This window comes from Microbacterium sp. Soil_N32 (assembly GCF_057655505.1).
The window spans coordinates 1-18,038 of sequence record NZ_JBDGME010000017.1 but is presented as its reverse complement, the minus strand read 5'-3'; the positions used below and the strand labels follow the sequence as shown (position 1 = coordinate 18,038).

Sequence of the window (18,038 nt, the reverse complement as noted above, 5' to 3'; positions counted from 1 at the left end):
CATGGCCGTCACCGAGGAGTACTCGTACCGCGCGGCCGACTCCGCTCAAGGGCGGATCGTGAAGGGCACGCTCGAGGCCGCGTCGCAGAGCGCCGTGGTCGCGAAGCTGCGAGCGCAGGGGCTCATTCCCCTCGAGGTCGTCGAGGTCTCGAAGACCGGCCTCAACCAGGACATCACGATCCCCGGGTTCGAGAAGCGGGTCAAGACCGAATCGCTCGCCGTGTTCGCGAAGCAGATGGCCGGTCTCGTCAACGCCGGCCTGCCCCTGCTGCGGGTGCTGGTCATCCTCTCGGAGCAGACCGAGGACAAGGTGCTGCGGTCGGCCCTCGTCACGGTGCAGTCTGAGGTGGCGCGCGGCGCCGCGCTGTCGACCGCGATGGCGAACCAGCCGAAGGTGTTCCCGCCGCTCATGGTGAGCATCATCCGGGTCGGCGAGACCGGCGGATTCCTCGGCGAATCGCTGCAGTCGATCGCCCGTACCTACGCGGGCGAAGCCGAGCTGCAGAACAAGATCAAAGCTGCGACGACGTATCCGATCGTGGTGCTCATCATCGCCATCCTCGGCGTGCTCGCCATGGTCACCTTCGTTGTGCCCGTGTTCAAGGACATGTTCGAGGGCCTGGGCTCCGACCTGCCCGTACCGACCCAGATCATCGTCACCCTTTCGAACCAGATGGGGTGGATCCTTCCGCTGCTCGCCGTGCTCGGCATCGGCGGATGGATCTGGTGGGTGCGCAACAAGCACACCGAGCGCGTGCGCCGTGTCGTCGACCCCCTCAAGCTCAAGCTGCCCGTGTTCGGACCGCTGAACACGAAGATCGCGGTGGCGCGCTTCGCCCGCAGCCTGTCGATGATGCTCAACGCCGGTGTGCCGCTCATCCAGGCCCTGTCGATCGTGGGCGAGGCGAGCAGCAATCACCGGGTCGAGCAGGCGGTGCTCGCCGTGCAGGAGTCGGTGCGGCAGGGGCGCTCGTTCGCGGCGCCGCTGGCGAACGCCGAGGTCTTCCCGCCGATGGTGTCGCAGATGGTGTCGGTCGGCGAGGAGTCCGGGTCGCTGCCCGACATGCTCACCAGCATCGCCGAGTTCTACGAGAGCGAGGTCGAGACGGCCACCTCGCAGCTGACCTCGACGATCGAACCGGTGCTCATCGTCGGCATCGGCATCCTGATCGGCGGCATGGTGATCTCGCTCTACCTGCCGATCTTCACCATCTACGGCGAACTCGGTTCGGGCTGAGCATCCGATCGCCGCGCCATCCGACCGCCGCGCGATCCGCTCGCGGGCGCAGCATCCGCTCGCGAGCGACGCGCGGGCCCGCCGCCGTCAGATCGTGACGCGCAGCACTTCCTCGATCGTGGTGAGCCCCTCGGCGACCTTCGACCAGCCGTCGTCGCGCAGACTCGTCATGCCCTGCTGCAGGGCCACGCGCCGCATGTCGGTGCCCGTCGCGCTCGACACCACCATCTGCTCGAGCTCCTCGGTCACCGTCATCACCTCGTGCACGGCGATGCGCCCGCGGTAGCCGGTGCCCGAGCACGCCGTGCATCCGCCGGCGCGGTACAGGGTGGGCGGGTCGGACGGATCGTGCGGGAAGCCGATGCCCGCCAGCACCGCGGCAGACTCCGTCACCGGCACGCGGCACTTCTGGCACAGGCGACGGGCGAGCCGCTGCGCCACGACAGCAGTGAGGGCGGTGGCCACGAGGAACGGCTCGCTGCCGATCTCGATCAGGCGCGTCAGGGCGCTCGGCGCATCGTTGGTGTGCAGGGTCGACAGCACGAGGTGGCCCGTGAGCGCCGCCTCGATCGAGATGTTCGCGGTCTCGTGGTCGCGGATCTCGCCGACCAGCACCACGTCGGGGTCGGAGCGCAGGATCGAGCGCAGCGCCGACTGGAACGTCAGCCCCGCCCGCGGGTTGACCTGCACCTGGCTGATGCCCGCGATGCGGTACTCGACCGGGTCCTCGACGGTGATGACGTTCACGCTCGGGTTCGCGACCGTGGTCAGGGCGGTGTAGAGGGTGGTCGACTTGCCCGACCCCGTCGGCCCGGTCACGAGCACCATGCCGTGCGGGCGACCGATCGCGTCGCGGAACGACGCCTCGTTGCGCGCCCCGAAGTGCAGGTCGCTCATCGCGAGCGCCGTGCCGGAGTTGTCGAGGATGCGCATGACGATCTTCTCGCCCCACACCGTCGGCAGCGTCGCGACGCGGAGGTCGACCTGACGGCCCTCGTGCGAGACCGACATGCGGCCGTCCTGCGGGCGGCGCCGCTCGGCGATGTCGATGGATGCCATGATCTTCAGCCGCGAGATCACGCCGTCCTGGATCGCACGGTCGGCCCGCTGCATCTCGTGCAGCACGCCGTCGATACGGAAGCGCACGGTGAGCTGATGCTCGCCCGGCTCGATGTGGATGTCGCTTGCGCGGTCGTTGATCGCCTGGGTGATCAACAGGTTGACGAAGCGGATGATCGGGGCGTCGCTGTCGGCATCGTCCAGCGACTCGGTGAAGGCCGTCGCGCCCGGGGCGGCGGTCTCGCCCAGCAGCTCGGAGAGGTCGCTGAGTTCCTCGTCGGAGCGCAGGTAGCGCTCGAACGCCTGCCGCAGGCCGTCGCTGCTGACGACGACCGGCTGCACGGTCATGTCGGTCACCGACTGCACGTCGTCCATCGCGATGATGTCGGTCGGATCGACCATACCCACCACGATGGTGCGCCGACGTCGTTCGAGCGGGATGAGCTGGTACCGCCGGCACAGCGATCCCGGCACGAGCGCGACGATCTCGGGGTCGAGATCGCGGTTCGCGATGTCGGTGAACGGCAGGTCGCGCGCCGTGGCGACCGCGTGGGCGAGCTGCGTCGGGGTGATCAGCTGCGCCTGCACGAGATGCGCCGAGAGCTGCGGCCCCTCGCCCACGGCGGCCACCGCCGCATCGAGCTGGTCGGCCCGCACCGCACCGCTCTGCAGCAGTGTCTGCGCAATGATGTCGTGCATGTCGATCCCTCGCATCCCCGCCGGATCCCATCCTATTCGGCGGGTGCCGGGCGGCGGCCCGGCCGGATGCACGGACTTCGCACACCTGCACGGAGAAACCGCCGGTGTCACCCTGCATCCGTGAACATTCCGTGCAGCCGGTCATGCACCCCCGGAGGCAGGAGGGCGACCCGGTCGGGATCAGAAGATGCCGGCCATGCGCAGCGCGATATCGACGAGCTTCACGCGCTGCAGCTGCGCGACCTGCGAGCGGGTGAACCATCCCGCCATGTCGGTCGAGCCGTCGGTCTCGAAACGCAGACGACCGCCGCGCACGCGAGCACGGTAGACGATGCGGAGGGTGTGCAGCGGGGCGTCGGCCTTGTGCACGCGGCGCCCGGCGGGGATCACGCGGGAGTGGATGCCGAGCAGCTCGCCGACCTCGACGCTGTAGCCGGTCTCCTCGCGCAGCTCGCGGCGCACGGCATCCTCAGGCGACTCCCCGTCTTCGAGACCGCCGCCCGGCATGGTCCAGGCGACGCGTCGACCCTCGATCCACCGCGCGAGCAGCAGCCGGTCGTCGTCGTCGGTGACGACCGCATACGCCGCGACACGCAGGTCCATGCGCTCACACTATCCCCCGCTCATGCCGCGAAATGCGCATGTGACGCCGCCCCCGCCCTGTGAACGCTGGACGGCGCGGCACCGCGAACGTCATCATGAGAGAGACGGCACCGACGTCTCTCCGGGTGCCGCCATCCACCTGCTGCGAAGGAGCCGGCCGTGGCCGAAGACACCAAGAACTTCACCGCCGAGGAGCGGGAGGCCATGCAGGCCGCGGCGAAAGAGGCGAAGGCGAAGCGCTCGCGCGCTAAGAAGTCGCCCGAAGAGCAGCGCGCCGCCGGCGAGGCCGACCTGCGCGAGGCCGTCGACAAGCTGCCGGACGAGAACGACAAGAAGCTCGCGCTCGCCCTCCACGACCTGGTGAGCGAGGTCGCGCCCGAACTCGTACCGCGCACGTACTACGGCATGCCCGCCTGGGGGAAGGACGGCAAGGTGCTGTGCTTCTTCCAGCCCGCGAGCAAGTTCAAGGTCCGCTACGGCACCTTCGGGTTCGAGCCGATCGCGAACCTCGACGACGGCACGATGTGGCCGACCGCGTACGCCCTGCTCGAGCTGACGGCGGCGAACCGGAAGGCCCTGACCGAGCGCATCCGCCTCGCCGTCGGCTGACCCCGCGCCGGAGTAGCGTGGAGAGAGTGAGCACCCCGCCCTTCGCCCCTGCCGTGTACGCCGCCCGTCTCGAACGGGCATCCGCCCTCGCTGCCGACGCGGGGCTCGACGCCGTGATCGTCGGACCGGGACCCGACCTGCAGTACCTCGCGGGCGTGGAGGGTGACACGATCGAGCGTCTGACCGCGCTCATCCTCGGCCCGGGCAGCGACCCGACCGTCGTGGTGCCGCGCATGGAGCTCGCCAAGGTGCGCAGCACGGCCGTCGGGTCGCTCGGACTCGCGGTCGCCGACTGGGTCGACGGCGAGAACCCCTACGACCTCGTCGCGACGGCCGTCGGCTCGGCCGCGCGGGTGGGGGTGTCGGACGCCCTCCCCGCCCTGCACGTGGTGCCGATCGGCGAGCGCCTCGGCGTGCGCCTGGAACTCGCGACGCCCGTACTGCGCGAGGGCCGCATGATCAAGGATGCGGCCGAGGTCGCCGAGCTGCGCCGTGCCGGAGACGCGATCGACGCCGTGCACCGCCGGGTACCCGAGTGGCTGCGCGCCGGGCGCACCGAGCGCGAGGTCGCCGCCGACATCGCCGCCGCCATCGTCGAGGAGGGTCACGAGACCGTCGAGTTCGTGATCGTCGGGTCGGGTCCGAACGGCGCCGACCCCCACCACGAGGTGTCGGACCGCGTGATCGAAGACGGCGACATCGTCGTGGTCGACATCGGGGGAGCGGTGCCGAGCGGCTACAACTCCGACAGCACCCGCACCTACGCGGTGGGCGAGCCGTCGCCCGAGGCTGCGGAGCGTATCGCCGTGCTGGTGCGGGCCCAGCAGGCCGCCGTCGACGCCGCGCGCCCGGGGGCGACGGCATCCGAGGTCGACGCTGCGGCCCGTCAGGTTCTCGCGGACGCCGGCCTGGGGGATGCCTTCCTCCACCGCACCGGGCACGGCATCGGGGTGTCGGTGCACGAGGAGCCGTACATCGCCCCCGGCAACGATCTCGTGCTGCGCGAGGGCATGGCCTTCAGCATCGAACCCGGCATCTACTTCGGGGGCGAATGGGGTGCGCGCATCGAGGACATCGTGGTGCTCACCGCCGACGGCTGCGAGCGTCTCAACACCGCCGCGCACGCGCTGCGCGCGGTCTGACCCCGCCTCGCGGTCTGACCCCGCCTCGCGGGGGTTTCCTGCCTCAGCGCCCGGTCGACGAACTGCAGGCACCCGCGCGAAGTGCAGGCCGGATCCTGCACGAATCGCCTGCATCCGCCGCCGGAGCCTGCAGTTCGCCCGCAGGACGACCGCGACCGCGCACCGGCGCAGGCGCAGGCGAAGAGGCCGCCCTCCCTGGGGATGGAGGACGGCCTCTTCATTTCTGGGGATGGGGAGGGGTCAGGACTCCACGCGGCGGCGACGTGCGGCGAGCACGCCTCCCGCGGTGAGGAGCAGGAGCAGCGCCACGAGGGCTGCGGCGGGAACCGTTCCACCGGTGGCGGGGAGTCCGCCACCGCCGGCACCCGGGGCCGCGGTGACCGCGAGGGCCGCCTCGGCCGACAGGCCCGAGTCCGCTCCGAGGGCGACCAGCGTGTGGTCGCCGACCGGGGCGTTCGCGGGGATCGTGACCACGGCGCGGAAGGCACCGGTGTCACCTGCGGTCACCGTGGCGAGCAGGATCGGGTCGGAGTTCAGCGTGAGCGACACCTTCTCGCCCGCCGCGAAGCCGCGACCGATGACCTCGACCGTGCCGCCCTGCACGACACTCTTCGCGCTGACCGAGATCTCGGCCTCGAGCACCGGAGCACTCCGCACCTCGAGCGTCAGGGGCGACGACTCCGATGCGCGGAACGCGTCCTCATCGGCCGGCACGAACCGGGCGATGTAGGTGTGCGCGCCCGAGGTCGCGATGACGACGTCGGCCGTGGCCGTGCCGCCCGTGACCTCGGCGGATCCGACGATCTGCTCGCCCTCGAGGAACTCGACCTTGCCGGCCGCACCCGCGGGCTTCACCGTCGCGATCAGCGCCACCGACTCGCCGGCGACCGGGTCGTCCGTCCCTGCGGCGAGCGCGACCGAGGTGTTGCGCGGAGCGGTCGGGTCGACGGCGACCTGCACGGATGCCCGCGCCTCGACCTTCGACACGTCGCCGAGCGCGACGACCGGGTGCGCTCCGTCGACGGCATCCACCGGCACGACCACCTCGGCACGGATGCCGCCGTCGCCGTCGGCCTTCACGCCCACCGGCGCCGCGTCGTCGATGCGCACCGACACGTTCTCGCCGGGAGCGAAGCCCGTACCGGTGATGACCGCGGTGTCTCCCGGTGCGACCGTACCGGTCGGCGCCTGGATCTCCGGGGTGTAGACGGGCTCGGGGTCGACGACCGCGATCTGCAGCTGCGCATTCGCCGAGGTCACCCCGTCGTCGGCCGTGACCGTCACCGTGTAGGTGCCCGCCGCGGCGTACGTGTGGGTGCCCGTGACGGTGCCGTCGACGATCGTGGCCGCGGAGACGGGAGTGCCGTCGCCCCAGTTCACGTTCGCCGTCGTCTCGCCCTGACCGCCGGCGATCGTCGCGAGTGCCGCATCGAACTCCTCACCGGTGACCTGGCCGTCGACCGAGCCGGCCGTGACCTGGAGCGGTGCGGCGGCGGCGCGGTCGCCGTCGGAGGCGATGGCGAAGATGTGCACGCGACCGTCGTTCAGTTCGCCCGGCTCATCGGGCATCGTCAGCGACTCCACGACCTTCGGCGCGCCGTTGCCGTCGACCGCCAGGGCGACCGGGGCGGTGGCGTAGATCGCCGTGTTCTTGGCTCCGCCCGACTCGGCACCGGTGCCCGAGAGGCGACCCTCCGAGATGGTGAGCACGGTGTTGCCCTTGTAGGGGTTGCCGGATGCTCCGACCCAGTCGCCCAGGCTGATCGTCACCGTCTGCGTGGTGCCGTCGGTGAAGTTCAGCGTGGCCTGCGAGTCGCGGTTGCTCTCGGTCGCGGTGCCGATGAACGCGAGCTGCGTCGCACCGTCGCCCAGCGACACCCTCACGGTCTGACCCTCGCCCGTGATGTTGTCGGGCTGACCGGCGGGGATCGCCGGCAGGTCGTACGTGAGCGTCGTGTTCGGCACGGTCAGGGTCTGCCCCTGCACGAATCCGTCGGCGGCCAGCTTGTCGCGGAAGTAGCCGTGACCCTGCGAGTCGCAGTTCGCCGCCGTGACCCCGAGGTCGCCGATGCACACGTTGTTGAAGGCGCCGGTCAGCGACTCGTCGCGGAACACCTCGACCGTGGCGGTCGCCTGGGCGACGGCTCCGGTCGAGTCGCGCACCGTGATCGCCGCCGAGTAGGTGCCGGGAGCGGTGAAGGTGTGCGGGGCGCTGACCTTCCAGCCGCCCAGCTCGTCACGGGTGAGCGTGACGTCGTCGACCGTCGTGCCGTCGCCGTAGTCGACCGTGACGTCGTAGCCCGACGCCTCGGTCTCGGTGCCGACGATGGTCGCGATCGAACCGGTGAACTCCGTGTCCACGGCCACGCGCTGCGGAGCGCCGGCCGAGATCGAGAGGCCGTCGGCGGCCGCGGCGGAGGCGAACAGCTCGACCTCCGAGAGCGCGAGCGCGTCGGCATCCGTCGTCATCGTCAGGCGCACGCTCGTGAACCCGGCGGGGTTCGCCGCCGTGAAGGGGCGGGTCTGCGTGTCCCACTGGAAGGACTGACCCTTCCGCGCGTCGATCTCGGTCCACGTCGTGCCGTCGAGCGAGCCCTCCAGCGTCCAGCTCGACGGCGCGTTCGCCTTCGTGCCGCTGGTGAGCGTGTACTGGCCGATCGAGACGGGACCCGACTGCGAGGTCCACGTGAGCTCGGCCGTCTTGCCGCCGAACGTCACCTTCGAGTTCATGTTGTCGTCGACGAGCGACCCGACGGGGGTGCCGTCGGCGGCCGTGAGGACTCCGCGCCCCGACTTGGTGGCGTCGACCAGGGTCTTCGGGGTCTCGAGCTCCTCGCCGAGATCCTTCGCACCCCATGCCGACGGGCTGTCGCTCATCGTGAAGTCGAGCCGTCCGCCCTCGCGCAGCAGGTCGCCGTCGAAGGTGGTCTCGGTCACGGCGGTGCCGTTGAGGCTCACGCCCGCCACGTAGTCCTTGCCCTCGGATGCCCCGGGGGCGTTGATCACGAGCTCGGTGTCGCCGATCGACAGCGTCGCGCTGTCGAACAGCGGCGTGCCGACGGTGTAGTCGCCGGAGCCGACTTCGAGGGGGTAGAACCCGAGGGCCGAGAAGACGTACCAGGCCGAGAACTCGCCGTTGTCCTCATCGCCGGGGTAGCCCTGGCCGATGTCGTCGCCGATGAACAGACGGTCCTGGATGTCGCGGATCAGCTCCTGCGCCCCCGACGGGTCGCCGGCCTCGGCCAGCACGTAGGGGATGTGGTGGGCGATCTGGTTCGACATGCCGAGCATGCCCAGGCGCACGTCGCGCGCCTCGCGGGCCTCGTGGATGCCGGAGTAGTCGGCCTTCTCGCGCTCGGTGAGGAAGGCGTGCATCACGTCGAGCAGACCCTGGCGGCCGCCGTAGAGCGCGGCCAGACCGTCGACGTCGTGCGGGGCGTGGAACCCGAAGGTCCAGGCGCTCGCCTCGGTGAACGCTCCGCCCCACGCCTTCTTGTCGAAGTCGGCGCCCGTGGTCCACGAGCCGTCGGCGTTGCGCGAGGTGAACGTGCCCGCCTCGGGGTTGAACATCTCGACGTAGTGCTCGGCGCGGGCCTCGAAGTACGTGGCCTCCTCCTGCAGCTGCGCGACGCGGTCGGCCGGGGTGTTGGGGTCTTCGGCGAGCTTCTTCGCCATCTCGGCGATGCCGAAGTCGTTGATGTAGCCCTCCAGGCCCCACGAGGCGCTCTCGTGCGTCGACGCCTCGGTGTACCCGAGGAAGATCGACTGCCCGAGGCCCTTGCGGCCGACGGCGTTGGATGCCGGCAGCACGGTGGCGTTCTTGACGGCCGCGTCGTACGCCTCGAGCGCCGTCTCGGTGCTCAGGGCGCCGGCGAGGTACGCCTCGGCGAACGCGACGTCGGAGCTGGTGCCGGTCATGAGGTCGGCGTAGCCCGGCGACGACCAGCGCGCGATCCATCCGCTGTCGCGGTACTGCTGCACGAAACCGTCGACGAGGTTCTCGGTCACGTCGGGGTACAGCAGCGAGTAGAGCGGCCACGCGGTGCGGTACGTGTCCCAGAAACCGTTGTTGACGTAGATCTCACCGTCGACGATCTTGGCGTTGGTCTGGGTGTCGGTCGCCGAGCCGGTGGTGCCGGCGACGGGGCTCGCGTACTTGTAGACGGGCGCTTCTTCGGTGCCGGTGTTCTCGAACTGCGAGTTCGGGTACAGGTTCAGCCGGTACAGGCTCGAGTAGAGCGTGACGAGCTGGGTGTCCGTCGCGCCCTTCACGTCGTGCACGACGCTGAGGCGGTCGTTCCAGGCATCCTTGACGGCGGCGTGCGCGGCGTCGAACGAGACGCCCTCGACCTCGAAGCCGTGGTTCTTCTTCGCCTGGTCCTGCGAGATGAACGACGAGGCGATGCGCAGCTCGACCGTCTTGTTCCCAGTCGTGTCGAACGCCGCGTACCGGGCGGTGCCGTTGCGGTCGCCGACCGTCGTGGCGCCGGCCGTGGTCGGGGTCTGGTCGAACGTTCCGTAGACGAACATGCGGGTGCGGCCCGGCCATCCCGATCCGCCGTCGACCCATCCGCTGACCGTGTTGCCCGAGATGGTGAGCTTCGAGTTGTTCACGAGCTGGTCGACGAGCACCGAGCTGGTGTCGCCGGTGAAGGTGAAGCGGTAGATCGCGCCGTGGTCGGTGGCGGTCACCTCGGTGCGGATGCCGTTGTCGAAGGTGACGTCGTAGATGTCGGGGCGCGCAGTCTCGTTCTCGTGCGTGAACGTGAGCTTGCGGCCGGAGAGGCTCGACGTGGGGGAGCCGTTGGCGGCGGGCATCACCGCGAGCTGGTTGCGGTCGCCCATCCAGATGCTCGGCTGGTGGGAGAACCCGATGCCGTTGAGGCCCGGTCGGTTCTGCGCGTCGTTGGCCCGCTGATACTGGTAGATCGTTCCGGTGTTGTCGGCGTTCGTCATCGGGGTGATGAAGTTGAAGCCGTTCGGCCACGCAGTCGCGGGGAAGTTGTTACCGCGCGAGAAGCCGCCGGTCGAGTTCGTACCGCGACGGGTGTCGACGTACGAGACGAGGCCGTCGCTGGTGTCGATGGGCGTGGCCGCCTCGATCGACACGTCGTCGAGCCATCCGCTGAACGACGTCGCGGCCGTCGGCACCTCGATGTTCTTCACGTCGGAGCCGGGGTGGTCGTAGGTGAACACGATGTCGTCGATCGTGCGCCCCTCGAACTGGCCGAGGTCGACGGTCACCTTGTTCCACTGGTTGGGCCACAGGCGGTTCGACCGGCCCTGCTCCTGCGCGTTCGCGAGGTAGCCGTAGGTGTCGGTCGCACCGGAGGTCGAGAGTCGTCCGCCGTCGGTGAAGGTGATGTCGACGCCGACGAACGTGGCCGCGTAGGTCTGCTCACCGTCGAGGATCGGGAAGACGGTGTACGACAGCTGCGTGTCATCGCCGATCGCGGTGCCGACGTTCTCGTACAGGGTGGTCGACGACGAGGCGGCGCCTGCGCCCAGGTGGCGGCCGGAGTACTGCACGGCCTTGGTGCCGGTGAAGCCGACGCCGGTCTTGGCGGTGTCGGATGACGTGGGCCCGTTGCCGACGGTCAGGCGCAGGTCGCTCGGGGTCGCGGCGCCGTCGCCGGCGGCGATGGGCTCGAAGTCGGCGAGCTGGATGAGGTTGGTGGTGGGGGTGCGGTTCTCGAGCACGTCCAGGCGGTAGTAGAGGAACGGCGCGCTCGGCTGCGCGAGCTCGAAGGTGCGGGTCTGGCCGCGGCCGGTGAACAGCTCGCCGGTGCGCTCGTCGACGGGAGTCCAGTTCGTGCCATCGTTCGAGCCGAGCACGCGGAAGTTCTTGGGGTCGCGCTCCTGCGCGTCGTTGCCCGAGGTGAGGGTGTAGCGGGCGAGGGGCTGTGCGGCGGTGAGCTCGTACTGCAGCCAGCCCTTGTTGACGAAGGCGAGCCACTTGGTCGACGCATTGCCGTCGGCCGCGAAGGCGGCGGCTTCGTTGGGGGCGTTCTGCGCCGATGCGGTGACGTTCTTCACCGCGGGCAGCATGCTGCCGGGGGCGAACCGGTCGCCGGTGACGTTGACCGGCTGTCCCGTGCCGGTCAGCAGCGGCGCGGCATCCGCCGCTTCGAAGGACGACGAGAACGTGCCCCCCGGTGCGGCTGCCGCGGACAGCGGCGTCAGCATGGCCGCTGTCACGGTGATCGCGGCGCCGGCGGCCGCCCAGATACGACCCGCGGGTCGTGCGTTCCTCGAATGGGGAACCGTCATGGTTGCTCCTCAAACTCCACTGCAGTGTGTCGTTCGCCGACCGCAGCCCGGATGGGGCCGCGGCCGGCATGGTTTTATGACATCGCTGTCATACGTCGAGACGCTATCACAGCGGATGCCCCGTGGGGAAGGAGGGGGAGGCATCGGATGACCCGTCATAATGAGCAGATCGCTCGGAGCCGCAGGAGCACGATGACATCACACGAAGACGGGGTCGCCCCGCGCGCCACCCTCGCGCAGGTCGCCGCGCGCGCCGGCGTCAGCCTCAAGACCGCCTCGCGCGCACTCGGCGGGGAGTCGTACGTCAGCGAGAAGACGTTGACGAGCGTGCTCGCGGCCGCCGCCGAGCTCGACTACCAGCGCAACGCCGCGGCCAGCCTCCTCGCGAGCGGACGTCTCGCCGACTCGATCGGCCTCATCACCGGCGACTTCACGAACCCCTTCTACTCGGCGCTCGCGCAGGCCGTCGAAGACGAGATCCGCCCACGCGGCATGCACCTCTCGGTCGCGAACTCGCGCGAGTCAGCCGAGCAGGAGCAGCGGGTCGCCCACGACCTCGCCGACCGGCAGACCAAGGCCGTCATCACCGTCTCGGCGATGACCGACCACTCCGACTACGCGCAGCTGCAGGCCCGCGGCATCCCGGTCGTGTTCGTCGACCGCCCGGCCGAGGGACTCGCGGCCGACTCGGTCGTGTTCGACAACCGCGAGGGAGGTCGCCTCGTCGCCCGGCACCTGCTGGAGCGCGGACACCGCCGCATCGCGTTCATCGGCGACTACGCGTGGCTGCCCACCTACCGTCAGCGCCTGGCCGGAATGGGCGATGTGCTCGACGCCTCCGGGGTGCAGTGGCGCGACCTGCTGCGCACCGATGCGCACGACGTCGCCTCGTCGCGCGCCTGCGTGCGCGAGCTGCTCGCGCTCGACGAGCCCCCCACCGCGATCGTCGCCGGCAACAACCGCATCCTGCTCGGCGCGATGGAGGAGATCGCCGAATCGGATGCCGCGCCCGCGGTGATCGGCTTCGACGACCCGGAGTGGGCCCGCGTGCTCGGCATCAGCGTCGTCGCGGGAGACGTCGAGGAGCTCGGTCGCTGCGCCGCCCGCCTCGCCCTCGCCCGCCTCGGCGACCGCACCCGCGACCCCGAAGCGGTCACGGTGCCCATGCGCCTCCTCGAACGACGCTCGACCGCCCCGCGCTGACCCGGGGTCAGACGAGCGAGGCGGCCCGGCGCACCTCCTGCTCGTGCATCGCGGACTCGACCGCCTCGACATCGCGCACGGCGCCGCGGTCGGCCGAGGTCGCCATGGCCGCATACGCCCGCAGGGCGAGCGACACGGGGCGCTGACGGTCGACGGGCCGGTAGCCACCGGCATCCAGCAGGCGCACACGGCGCTCCTCGAGCTCGGCCTCGCTCACCTCGAGGGTCATTGCGCGTGTCGGGATGTCGATCGAGATGATGTCGCCGTCTTCGACGAGCGCGATCACGCCGCCCGACGCCGCCTCGGGCGAGACGTGGCCGATCGAGAGCCCCGAGGTCCCGCCCGAGAAGCGGCCGTCGGTGACCAGCGCGCACACCTTGCCGAGTCCGCGACCCTTGAGGAACGACGTCGGGTGCAGCATCTCCTGCATGCCGGGACCGCCCTTCGGTCCCTCGTACCGGATCACGACGACGTCCCCCGGCTGCACCTTCTTGCCGAGGATCTTCGCGACCGCCTCCTCCTGCGACTCGCAGACCACCGCCGGCCCCGAGAACACCAGGATCGACGGGTCGACACCGGCGGTCTTCACGACGGCGCCGTCGACGGCGAGGTTCCCGCGGAGCACCGCCAGTCCGCCGTCGACCGAGTACGCGTGATCGACATCGCGGATGCATCCGTTCTCGGCATCCTCGTCGAGCGCCGTCCATCGCTCCGACTGCGAGAACGCACTCGACGAGCGCACCCCGCCGGGAGCGGCGAACCAGAGGTCCTTCGCCGTGTCGGTCGCGCGGCCGCCGCGGATGTCCCAGTCGTCGAGCCACGCGGCGAGCGACGGCGAGTGGATGGTGCTCACGTCGTCCTTCAGCAGACCGCCGCGACGCAGCTCGCCGAGCACGGCGGGGATGCCGCCGGCGCGGTGCACGTCCTCCATGTAGTACATGCGGCCGTACGCCGGGTTCGGGGCGATCTTCGCCAAGCAGGGCACGCGCCGCGAGATCTCGTCGATCTCGTTGAGACCGAAGTCGATGCCCGCCTCGTGCGCCGCGGCGAGCAGGTGCAGGATCGTGTTCGTCGACCCGCCCATCGCGATGTCGAGCGCCATGGCGTTCTCGAACGCCGAGAAGCTGGCGACTTCGCGCGGGAGCACCGAGCGGTCGTCTTCGTCGTAGAAGCGGCGGGTGATCTGCACCGCCACCTCGCCGGCCTTCTCGTACAGCGCGCGGCGGGCGGTGTGGGTGGCCAGCACCGAACCGTTGCCGGGAAGAGCGAGACCGAGCGCCTCGACGAGGCAGTTCATCGAGTTCGCGGTGAACATGCCGGAGCACGAGCCGCAGGTGGGGCACGCGTTCTCCTCGATGCGCTGGATGTCGGCATCCGACACGGTGTCGTTCGCCGCTTCGGAGATCGCGTCGACCAGGTCGAGCGTGCGCACCGAGCCGTCGACGAGGGTGGCGCGGCCCGACTCCATCGGCCCGCCCGACACGAAGACCGTCGGGATGTTCAGCCGCAGCGCGGCCATGAGCATGCCGGGCGTGATCTTGTCGCAGTTCGAGATGCACACGAGGGCGTCGGCCTGGTGCGCGTTCACCATGTACTCGACCGAGTCGGCGATGAGGTCGCGCGACGGCAGCGAGTACAGCATCCCGCCGTGCCCCATCGCGATGCCGTCGTCGACCGCGATCGTGTTGAACTCGCGAGGGATGCCGCCCGCGGCCGAGATCGCCTCCGAGACGATGCGGCCGACCGGCTGCAGGTGGGTGTGGCCGGGGACGAACTCGGTGAAGCTGTTCGCGACCGCGATCATCGGCTTGCCGAAGTCGGCGGCGTTGACGCCGGCGGCGCGGAACAGCGCGCGGGCTCCGGCCGCATTGCGGCCGTGGGTGACGGTGCGGGAGCGAAGAGGGGTCGGCATGATTCCACCCTGGCCGGGAGGGGCGGATGCCGGAAGACGGCGCTGACACTAGTAGTGAGAGCACTAGGTTTGTGAGTATGGCCGTCGACGAGGAGCAGCGTAAGGAGCTCGGCGCCTTCCTGCGCGCCCGGCGGGAGCAGCTCGACCGCGCGGCCTTCGGACTCCCGCCCGCCGGCCGCGGGCGCACCATCGGACTCCGCCGCGAAGAGGTCTCCTTCCTCTCGGGCGTCAGCGTCACCTGGTACACATGGCTGGAGCAGGGCAGAGAAATCAACGCGTCACGGCAGGTGCTGGACGCCGTCGCCACCGCGCTGCACCTCACGGTCGCCGAGCACGACTACGTGCTGCGTCTCGCCGGGTTCTCCCCCGCGCGGCCGGGGGTCGGCGCCGCGGTCGAGACCGCCCCCGCGCACGTGCAGCGGTTCCTCGACGCGCTCGACGAGCATCCGGCCTACGCCCTCGCCCCCGACTGGGGCGTCGCCGGCTGGAACCAGGCGTACGAGGCGCTGTACCCGAACATCGGCACGACCCCGCCCGAGAAACGCAACCTGCTCTGGCTCATCTTCACCGACCCCGCGGTGCGCGATCTGCTCGACGACTGGGACGACACCAGCCGCCGGTTCCTCGCCGAGTTCCGCGCCGAGGCGGGCCCGCGGCTCGGCGACCCGCGCTACCGCGATCTCGTCGGCCGGCTCAGAGAGGCGAGCCCCGAGTTCCGGGAGCGGTGGGAGAGCCACGACGTGCGTGGGTTCGAGTCGCGCGAGCGCGTGTTCCGGCATCCGCGGCTCGGGCGACTGGTGTTCGCGCACCATCAGCTGCGCCCGTCGGACCAGACCGAGATCCAGCTCGTCGTCTACACCCCGGCGGATGCTGCAGCCCGCGCGCGCTTCTTCCGCCGCGAGTAGCGAGGTCGCGCGTGGGGGGTGAAGGGGACCGGCGAGCAGGTCAGGGGGCGGGCGGCGCGATCGGCTTGCCCAGGAGGCCGTGCGTCGACTCGATCTCGACCTGCTCGTACAGGCCCGCGTACGCCTCGCGCTGATCGGGGTCGTCGGCGAGATTCTCGAGGATGCTCATCTGCCACACCACGTTCTCGAACTCGGTCTCGAGCATTTCGTGCACGCGTCGCTGCAGCGCGTCGAACACGGCCGGCGGGGCGAGGAATCCGATCGACAGCTCGGCGAGGTCGAAGGTACTCGGATCGGTGAGATCTGTGTGCTCGGTCATGCCGCCACGGTAGCGAAGCCCCCTGCGCGTCAGCTGGCCGGGCGTCGTGCACCGGGCTGATGCCGACGTCAAGACCCTTCACCGCGGCTGGAGGATGGCGGAGGGTGGGAGCATGTCCACCGCCACCGAGCACCGAACCGAGCCCGAACGCACGCCCGACGGGCACCACTTCGTGATCGACGGGCGACGCTGGCGGGCCACCGACCCGACGATCCCCGACTCGTTCCGCCAGGAGTTGGTGGACGAGTTGATGTCGGCTCGACGCGCGGTTAAGAGCGCGGAGAAGGATGCGCGTGCGCGCGTGCAGGATGCGAAGGTCGCTCTCGGCGAACGCGGGCATCCGTGGTGGGAGGACCGCGCGGGTGAGGCGTTCGACGCGCGCATCGCCTCGGCCGTGCGCGCTCTGGTGCGAAAGCGCGAGGGGTCGTCGATCTGCCCGAGCGACGTCGCACGCATCGTCGGCGGGGAGTCGTGGCGCGACCACATGGACGCCGTGCGCCGCGTCGCGTACGGACTCGCCGCGCACGGCGATATCGTCGTGACCCAGAAGGGCGAGCCGGTGCGCATCGATCAGGCGCGCGGCCCCGTGCGGATCATCCGCGGCCCCGGTCTCTGACCGCGGCTCACCCGACTTAGCGAGGGGCGCGGTCGTTCACTCCACCCTCTGCAGCGACACCGCGTAGATGGTGGGATCGCCCTCCAGGTCGAGGAGGATGCTCGCCCCCGTCTCGGTGGTGACGACATCGAACGCGATGGTCTCGTTCGTGCAGGCGACCGGGTCGGCGGATGCCTCGGCATCGATCTGTCCGGCGGAAAGCGTGATGGTGCCCTCGCCGCGGCAGGCGATCTGCCCCTGGAACGTGCCCGGCTCGAGCGACTGGAAGTCGGTGCGGTGGTGCGCGGAGGTGTGCGCGCTCATCCAGCCCGAAAACGGACCCGCTCCCGTCGCGGTGTCCGGCACGGGCACGGCGGTCGCCGCCCACTCGCCGATCTCGTCGACCGAGAGGGGCAGCATCGCCTCGTCGGTCTCGGCATCCGCCGTCGGCGTCGAGGTCGGGGTCGTCGCCGCGGGCGTCGATGACGGCGACGGTTGCGTCTCGGCATCCGTCGCCTCGCCCGTGCATCCGGCGAGCGCGACGCCGACCGTCAGCAGCGCGCCCATGATGAGCCCTCGTCTGGTATCCATGCCTGCCACGCTACGGACGGCCCGTCCTCGGGGCGAGCGATGCGCCGCGACTCGGAGGAGGTACGGAGATTCAGATCGAGCCCTGGACGGTGACCCTCACCAGGAGACGCTCGTGGAGACGTCGGCAATCGATCAGAGCGACGGCGGCGGGAGCAACGGCGGCCGAGGGCGTGCCGCGGGGGGCTCCGCGTCCCTGGCCGCGGCCAGATCGCGCACGTTCTTCTGCACCGCGACGACCGCGAACAGGCTCATGGCGAATCCGATCCCGTAGAACCCCTTCTCGGACAGCAGCAGGTCGGCGTTCCACAGCCCGACGGTCAAGAGCACGACAGCGGCGAGCAGCATGCTCCACGCCACGCCGAGGTAGACGCCGGTGACGGGCACGTCTTCGGCGCGATCGCGCACCGCCTTCTGCACCGACACCGCGGCGAAGATGCCGAGCAGGAACACCGCGAGGTTGAAACCCTTCTCGGCGAGGGTCATGGAGGCGTTGTACAGGCCGATGAAGAACAGGGAACTCCCGAGACCCAGAGCGACCCAGGAGGCCCCGACGAACGCGGCGGTCGGTCGAGCGGGCACCCTCTGCGCAGGCTGGTCCACGTCTTTCTCCTTCGGTAGTTCCGCGCGCAGGGGCCACACGGGGTCGAGAGCGGCGGCAGGGACGCCGGAAGTCTCGCACGAAGCCGCTCCGGGATTCACGCGTTTTCAGAAGGCATACCGAAGTACTTCGGATCGGGAGTTGTTAACAGGGTTGTTAACAGGCTCTTCACGAACGAGGGTGTAGCGCGGGCCTGAAGCCTCCGGCCTCGAGCAGCGATCTTGCGGCGTAGTGCGTGAGGTTCCGGAAGCCGAGGGCGGAGCCCCGGAGGTGCTCGAGGCGGCCGTTGATCGCCT

The 18,038-nt window shown here is 70.2% G+C and carries 13 protein-coding genes; 6 read left to right on the top strand and 7 right to left on the bottom strand.

The annotated features are described in order from the left end of the window. The first annotated feature begins 1 nt into the window (after window position 1). Window positions 2-1,237, top strand: coding sequence for a type II secretion system F family protein (locus AC3A3J_RS05410; RefSeq protein ID WP_487671305.1), 1,236 nt, complete (start codon window positions 2-4; stop codon window positions 1,235-1,237). A gap of 87 nt (window positions 1,238-1,324) precedes the next feature. Here AC3A3J_RS05410 and AC3A3J_RS05405 read toward each other — a convergent pair whose 3' ends face one another. Beyond that, window positions 1,325-2,995: a GspE/PulE family protein gene (locus AC3A3J_RS05405; protein ID WP_487671304.1), complete on the bottom strand. Its 1,671-nt coding sequence runs from the start codon at window positions 2,993-2,995 to the stop codon at window positions 1,325-1,327. Between the two features lie 180 nt (window positions 2,996-3,175). Continuing rightward, window positions 3,176-3,598 carry an NUDIX hydrolase gene (locus tag AC3A3J_RS05400; RefSeq protein WP_487671303.1) on the bottom strand — a complete coding sequence of 141 codons (423 nt, stop codon included), beginning with the start codon at window positions 3,596-3,598 and terminating at the stop codon, window positions 3,176-3,178. A 159-nt stretch (window positions 3,599-3,757) separates the two neighbouring features. Here AC3A3J_RS05400 and AC3A3J_RS05395 point away from each other — a divergent pair, with 159 nt between their 5' ends. Together AC3A3J_RS05395 and AC3A3J_RS05390 are read left to right on the top strand one after the other, a co-directional pair. Further along, entirely contained in the window at window positions 3,758-4,207 is a 450-nt protein-coding gene (locus AC3A3J_RS05395; protein ID WP_487671302.1) for a hypothetical protein, read from the top strand. Window positions 4,208-4,233: 26 nt separating this feature from the next. Beyond that, a complete protein-coding gene (locus AC3A3J_RS05390) occupies window positions 4,234-5,349 on the top strand; it encodes a M24 family metallopeptidase (RefSeq protein WP_487671301.1) in 1,116 nt (371 codons plus the stop codon). 240 nt (window positions 5,350-5,589) lie between these two features. Here the strand turns inward: AC3A3J_RS05390 and AC3A3J_RS05385 are convergent, their stop codons facing one another. Then, on the bottom strand, window positions 5,590-11,619 hold the full coding sequence (locus AC3A3J_RS05385) for a GH92 family glycosyl hydrolase (RefSeq protein WP_487671300.1): 6,030 nt from the start codon (window positions 11,617-11,619) through the stop codon (window positions 5,590-5,592). A gap of 192 nt (window positions 11,620-11,811) precedes the next feature. On the opposite strand from AC3A3J_RS05385, the gene AC3A3J_RS05380 reads away from it, so the two are divergent. Next, complete coding sequence (locus AC3A3J_RS05380; protein ID WP_487671299.1) at window positions 11,812-12,822, top strand: LacI family DNA-binding transcriptional regulator; 1,011 nt, start codon at window positions 11,812-11,814, stop codon at window positions 12,820-12,822. Between the two features lie 7 nt (window positions 12,823-12,829). Here the strand turns inward: AC3A3J_RS05380 and ilvD are convergent, their stop codons facing one another. Beyond that, a complete protein-coding gene (ilvD, locus tag AC3A3J_RS05375) occupies window positions 12,830-14,734 on the bottom strand; it encodes a dihydroxy-acid dehydratase (protein WP_487671298.1) in 1,905 nt (634 codons plus the stop codon). A gap of 77 nt (window positions 14,735-14,811) precedes the next feature. On the opposite strand from ilvD, the gene AC3A3J_RS05370 reads away from it, so the two are divergent. Next, the gene (locus AC3A3J_RS05370; protein WP_487671297.1) at window positions 14,812-15,639 is read left to right on the top strand and encodes a helix-turn-helix transcriptional regulator; all 828 of its coding nucleotides are present in this window, start codon (window positions 14,812-14,814) and stop codon (window positions 15,637-15,639) included. A gap of 40 nt (window positions 15,640-15,679) precedes the next feature. Here the strand turns inward: AC3A3J_RS05370 and AC3A3J_RS05365 are convergent, their stop codons facing one another. Next, entirely contained in the window at window positions 15,680-15,958 is a 279-nt protein-coding gene (locus AC3A3J_RS05365; RefSeq protein WP_487671296.1) for a hypothetical protein, read from the bottom strand. A 112-nt stretch (window positions 15,959-16,070) separates the two neighbouring features. Here AC3A3J_RS05365 and AC3A3J_RS05360 point away from each other — a divergent pair, with 112 nt between their 5' ends. Beyond that, a complete protein-coding gene (locus AC3A3J_RS05360; protein WP_487671295.1) occupies window positions 16,071-16,574 on the top strand; it encodes a DUF3253 domain-containing protein in 504 nt (167 codons plus the stop codon). Window positions 16,575-16,610: 36 nt separating this feature from the next. On the opposite strand, the gene AC3A3J_RS05355 is transcribed toward AC3A3J_RS05360, so the two are convergent. Both AC3A3J_RS05355 and yiaA read right to left on the bottom strand, forming a co-directional pair. Then, complete coding sequence (locus AC3A3J_RS05355; RefSeq protein WP_487671294.1) at window positions 16,611-17,144, bottom strand: hypothetical protein; 534 nt, start codon at window positions 17,142-17,144, stop codon at window positions 16,611-16,613. A 132-nt stretch (window positions 17,145-17,276) separates the two neighbouring features. Beyond that, complete coding sequence (gene yiaA / locus AC3A3J_RS05350; RefSeq protein WP_487671293.1) at window positions 17,277-17,744, bottom strand: inner membrane protein YiaA; 468 nt, start codon at window positions 17,742-17,744, stop codon at window positions 17,277-17,279. Window positions 17,745-18,038 lie beyond the last annotated feature (294 nt).

What these genes read in the sequence shown, in the direction of transcription:
- AC3A3J_RS05380 (WP_487671299.1), top strand. Translation starts at nt 11,812, where the DNA reads ATGACATCACACGAAGACGGGGTCGCCCCGCGCGCCACCCTCGCGCAG.
- ilvD (WP_487671298.1), bottom strand. Translation starts at nt 14,734, where the DNA reads ATGCCGACCCCTCTTCGCTCCCGCACCGTCACCCACGGCCGCAATGCG.
- AC3A3J_RS05370 (WP_487671297.1), top strand. Translation starts at nt 14,812, where the DNA reads ATGGCCGTCGACGAGGAGCAGCGTAAGGAGCTCGGCGCCTTCCTGCGC.
- AC3A3J_RS05355 (WP_487671294.1), bottom strand. Translation starts at nt 17,144, where the DNA reads ATGGATACCAGACGAGGGCTCATCATGGGCGCGCTGCTGACGGTCGGC.
- AC3A3J_RS05400 (WP_487671303.1), bottom strand. Translation starts at nt 3,598, where the DNA reads ATGGACCTGCGTGTCGCGGCGTATGCGGTCGTCACCGACGACGACGAC.
- AC3A3J_RS05405 (WP_487671304.1), bottom strand. Translation starts at nt 2,995, where the DNA reads ATGCACGACATCATTGCGCAGACACTGCTGCAGAGCGGTGCGGTGCGG.
- AC3A3J_RS05365 (WP_487671296.1), bottom strand. Translation starts at nt 15,958, where the DNA reads ATGACCGAGCACACAGATCTCACCGATCCGAGTACCTTCGACCTCGCC.
- AC3A3J_RS05385 (WP_487671300.1), bottom strand. Translation starts at nt 11,619, where the DNA reads ATGACGGTTCCCCATTCGAGGAACGCACGACCCGCGGGTCGTATCTGG.
- AC3A3J_RS05360 (WP_487671295.1), top strand. Translation starts at nt 16,071, where the DNA reads ATGTCCACCGCCACCGAGCACCGAACCGAGCCCGAACGCACGCCCGAC.
- AC3A3J_RS05410 (WP_487671305.1), top strand. Translation starts at nt 2, where the DNA reads ATGGCCGTCACCGAGGAGTACTCGTACCGCGCGGCCGACTCCGCTCAA.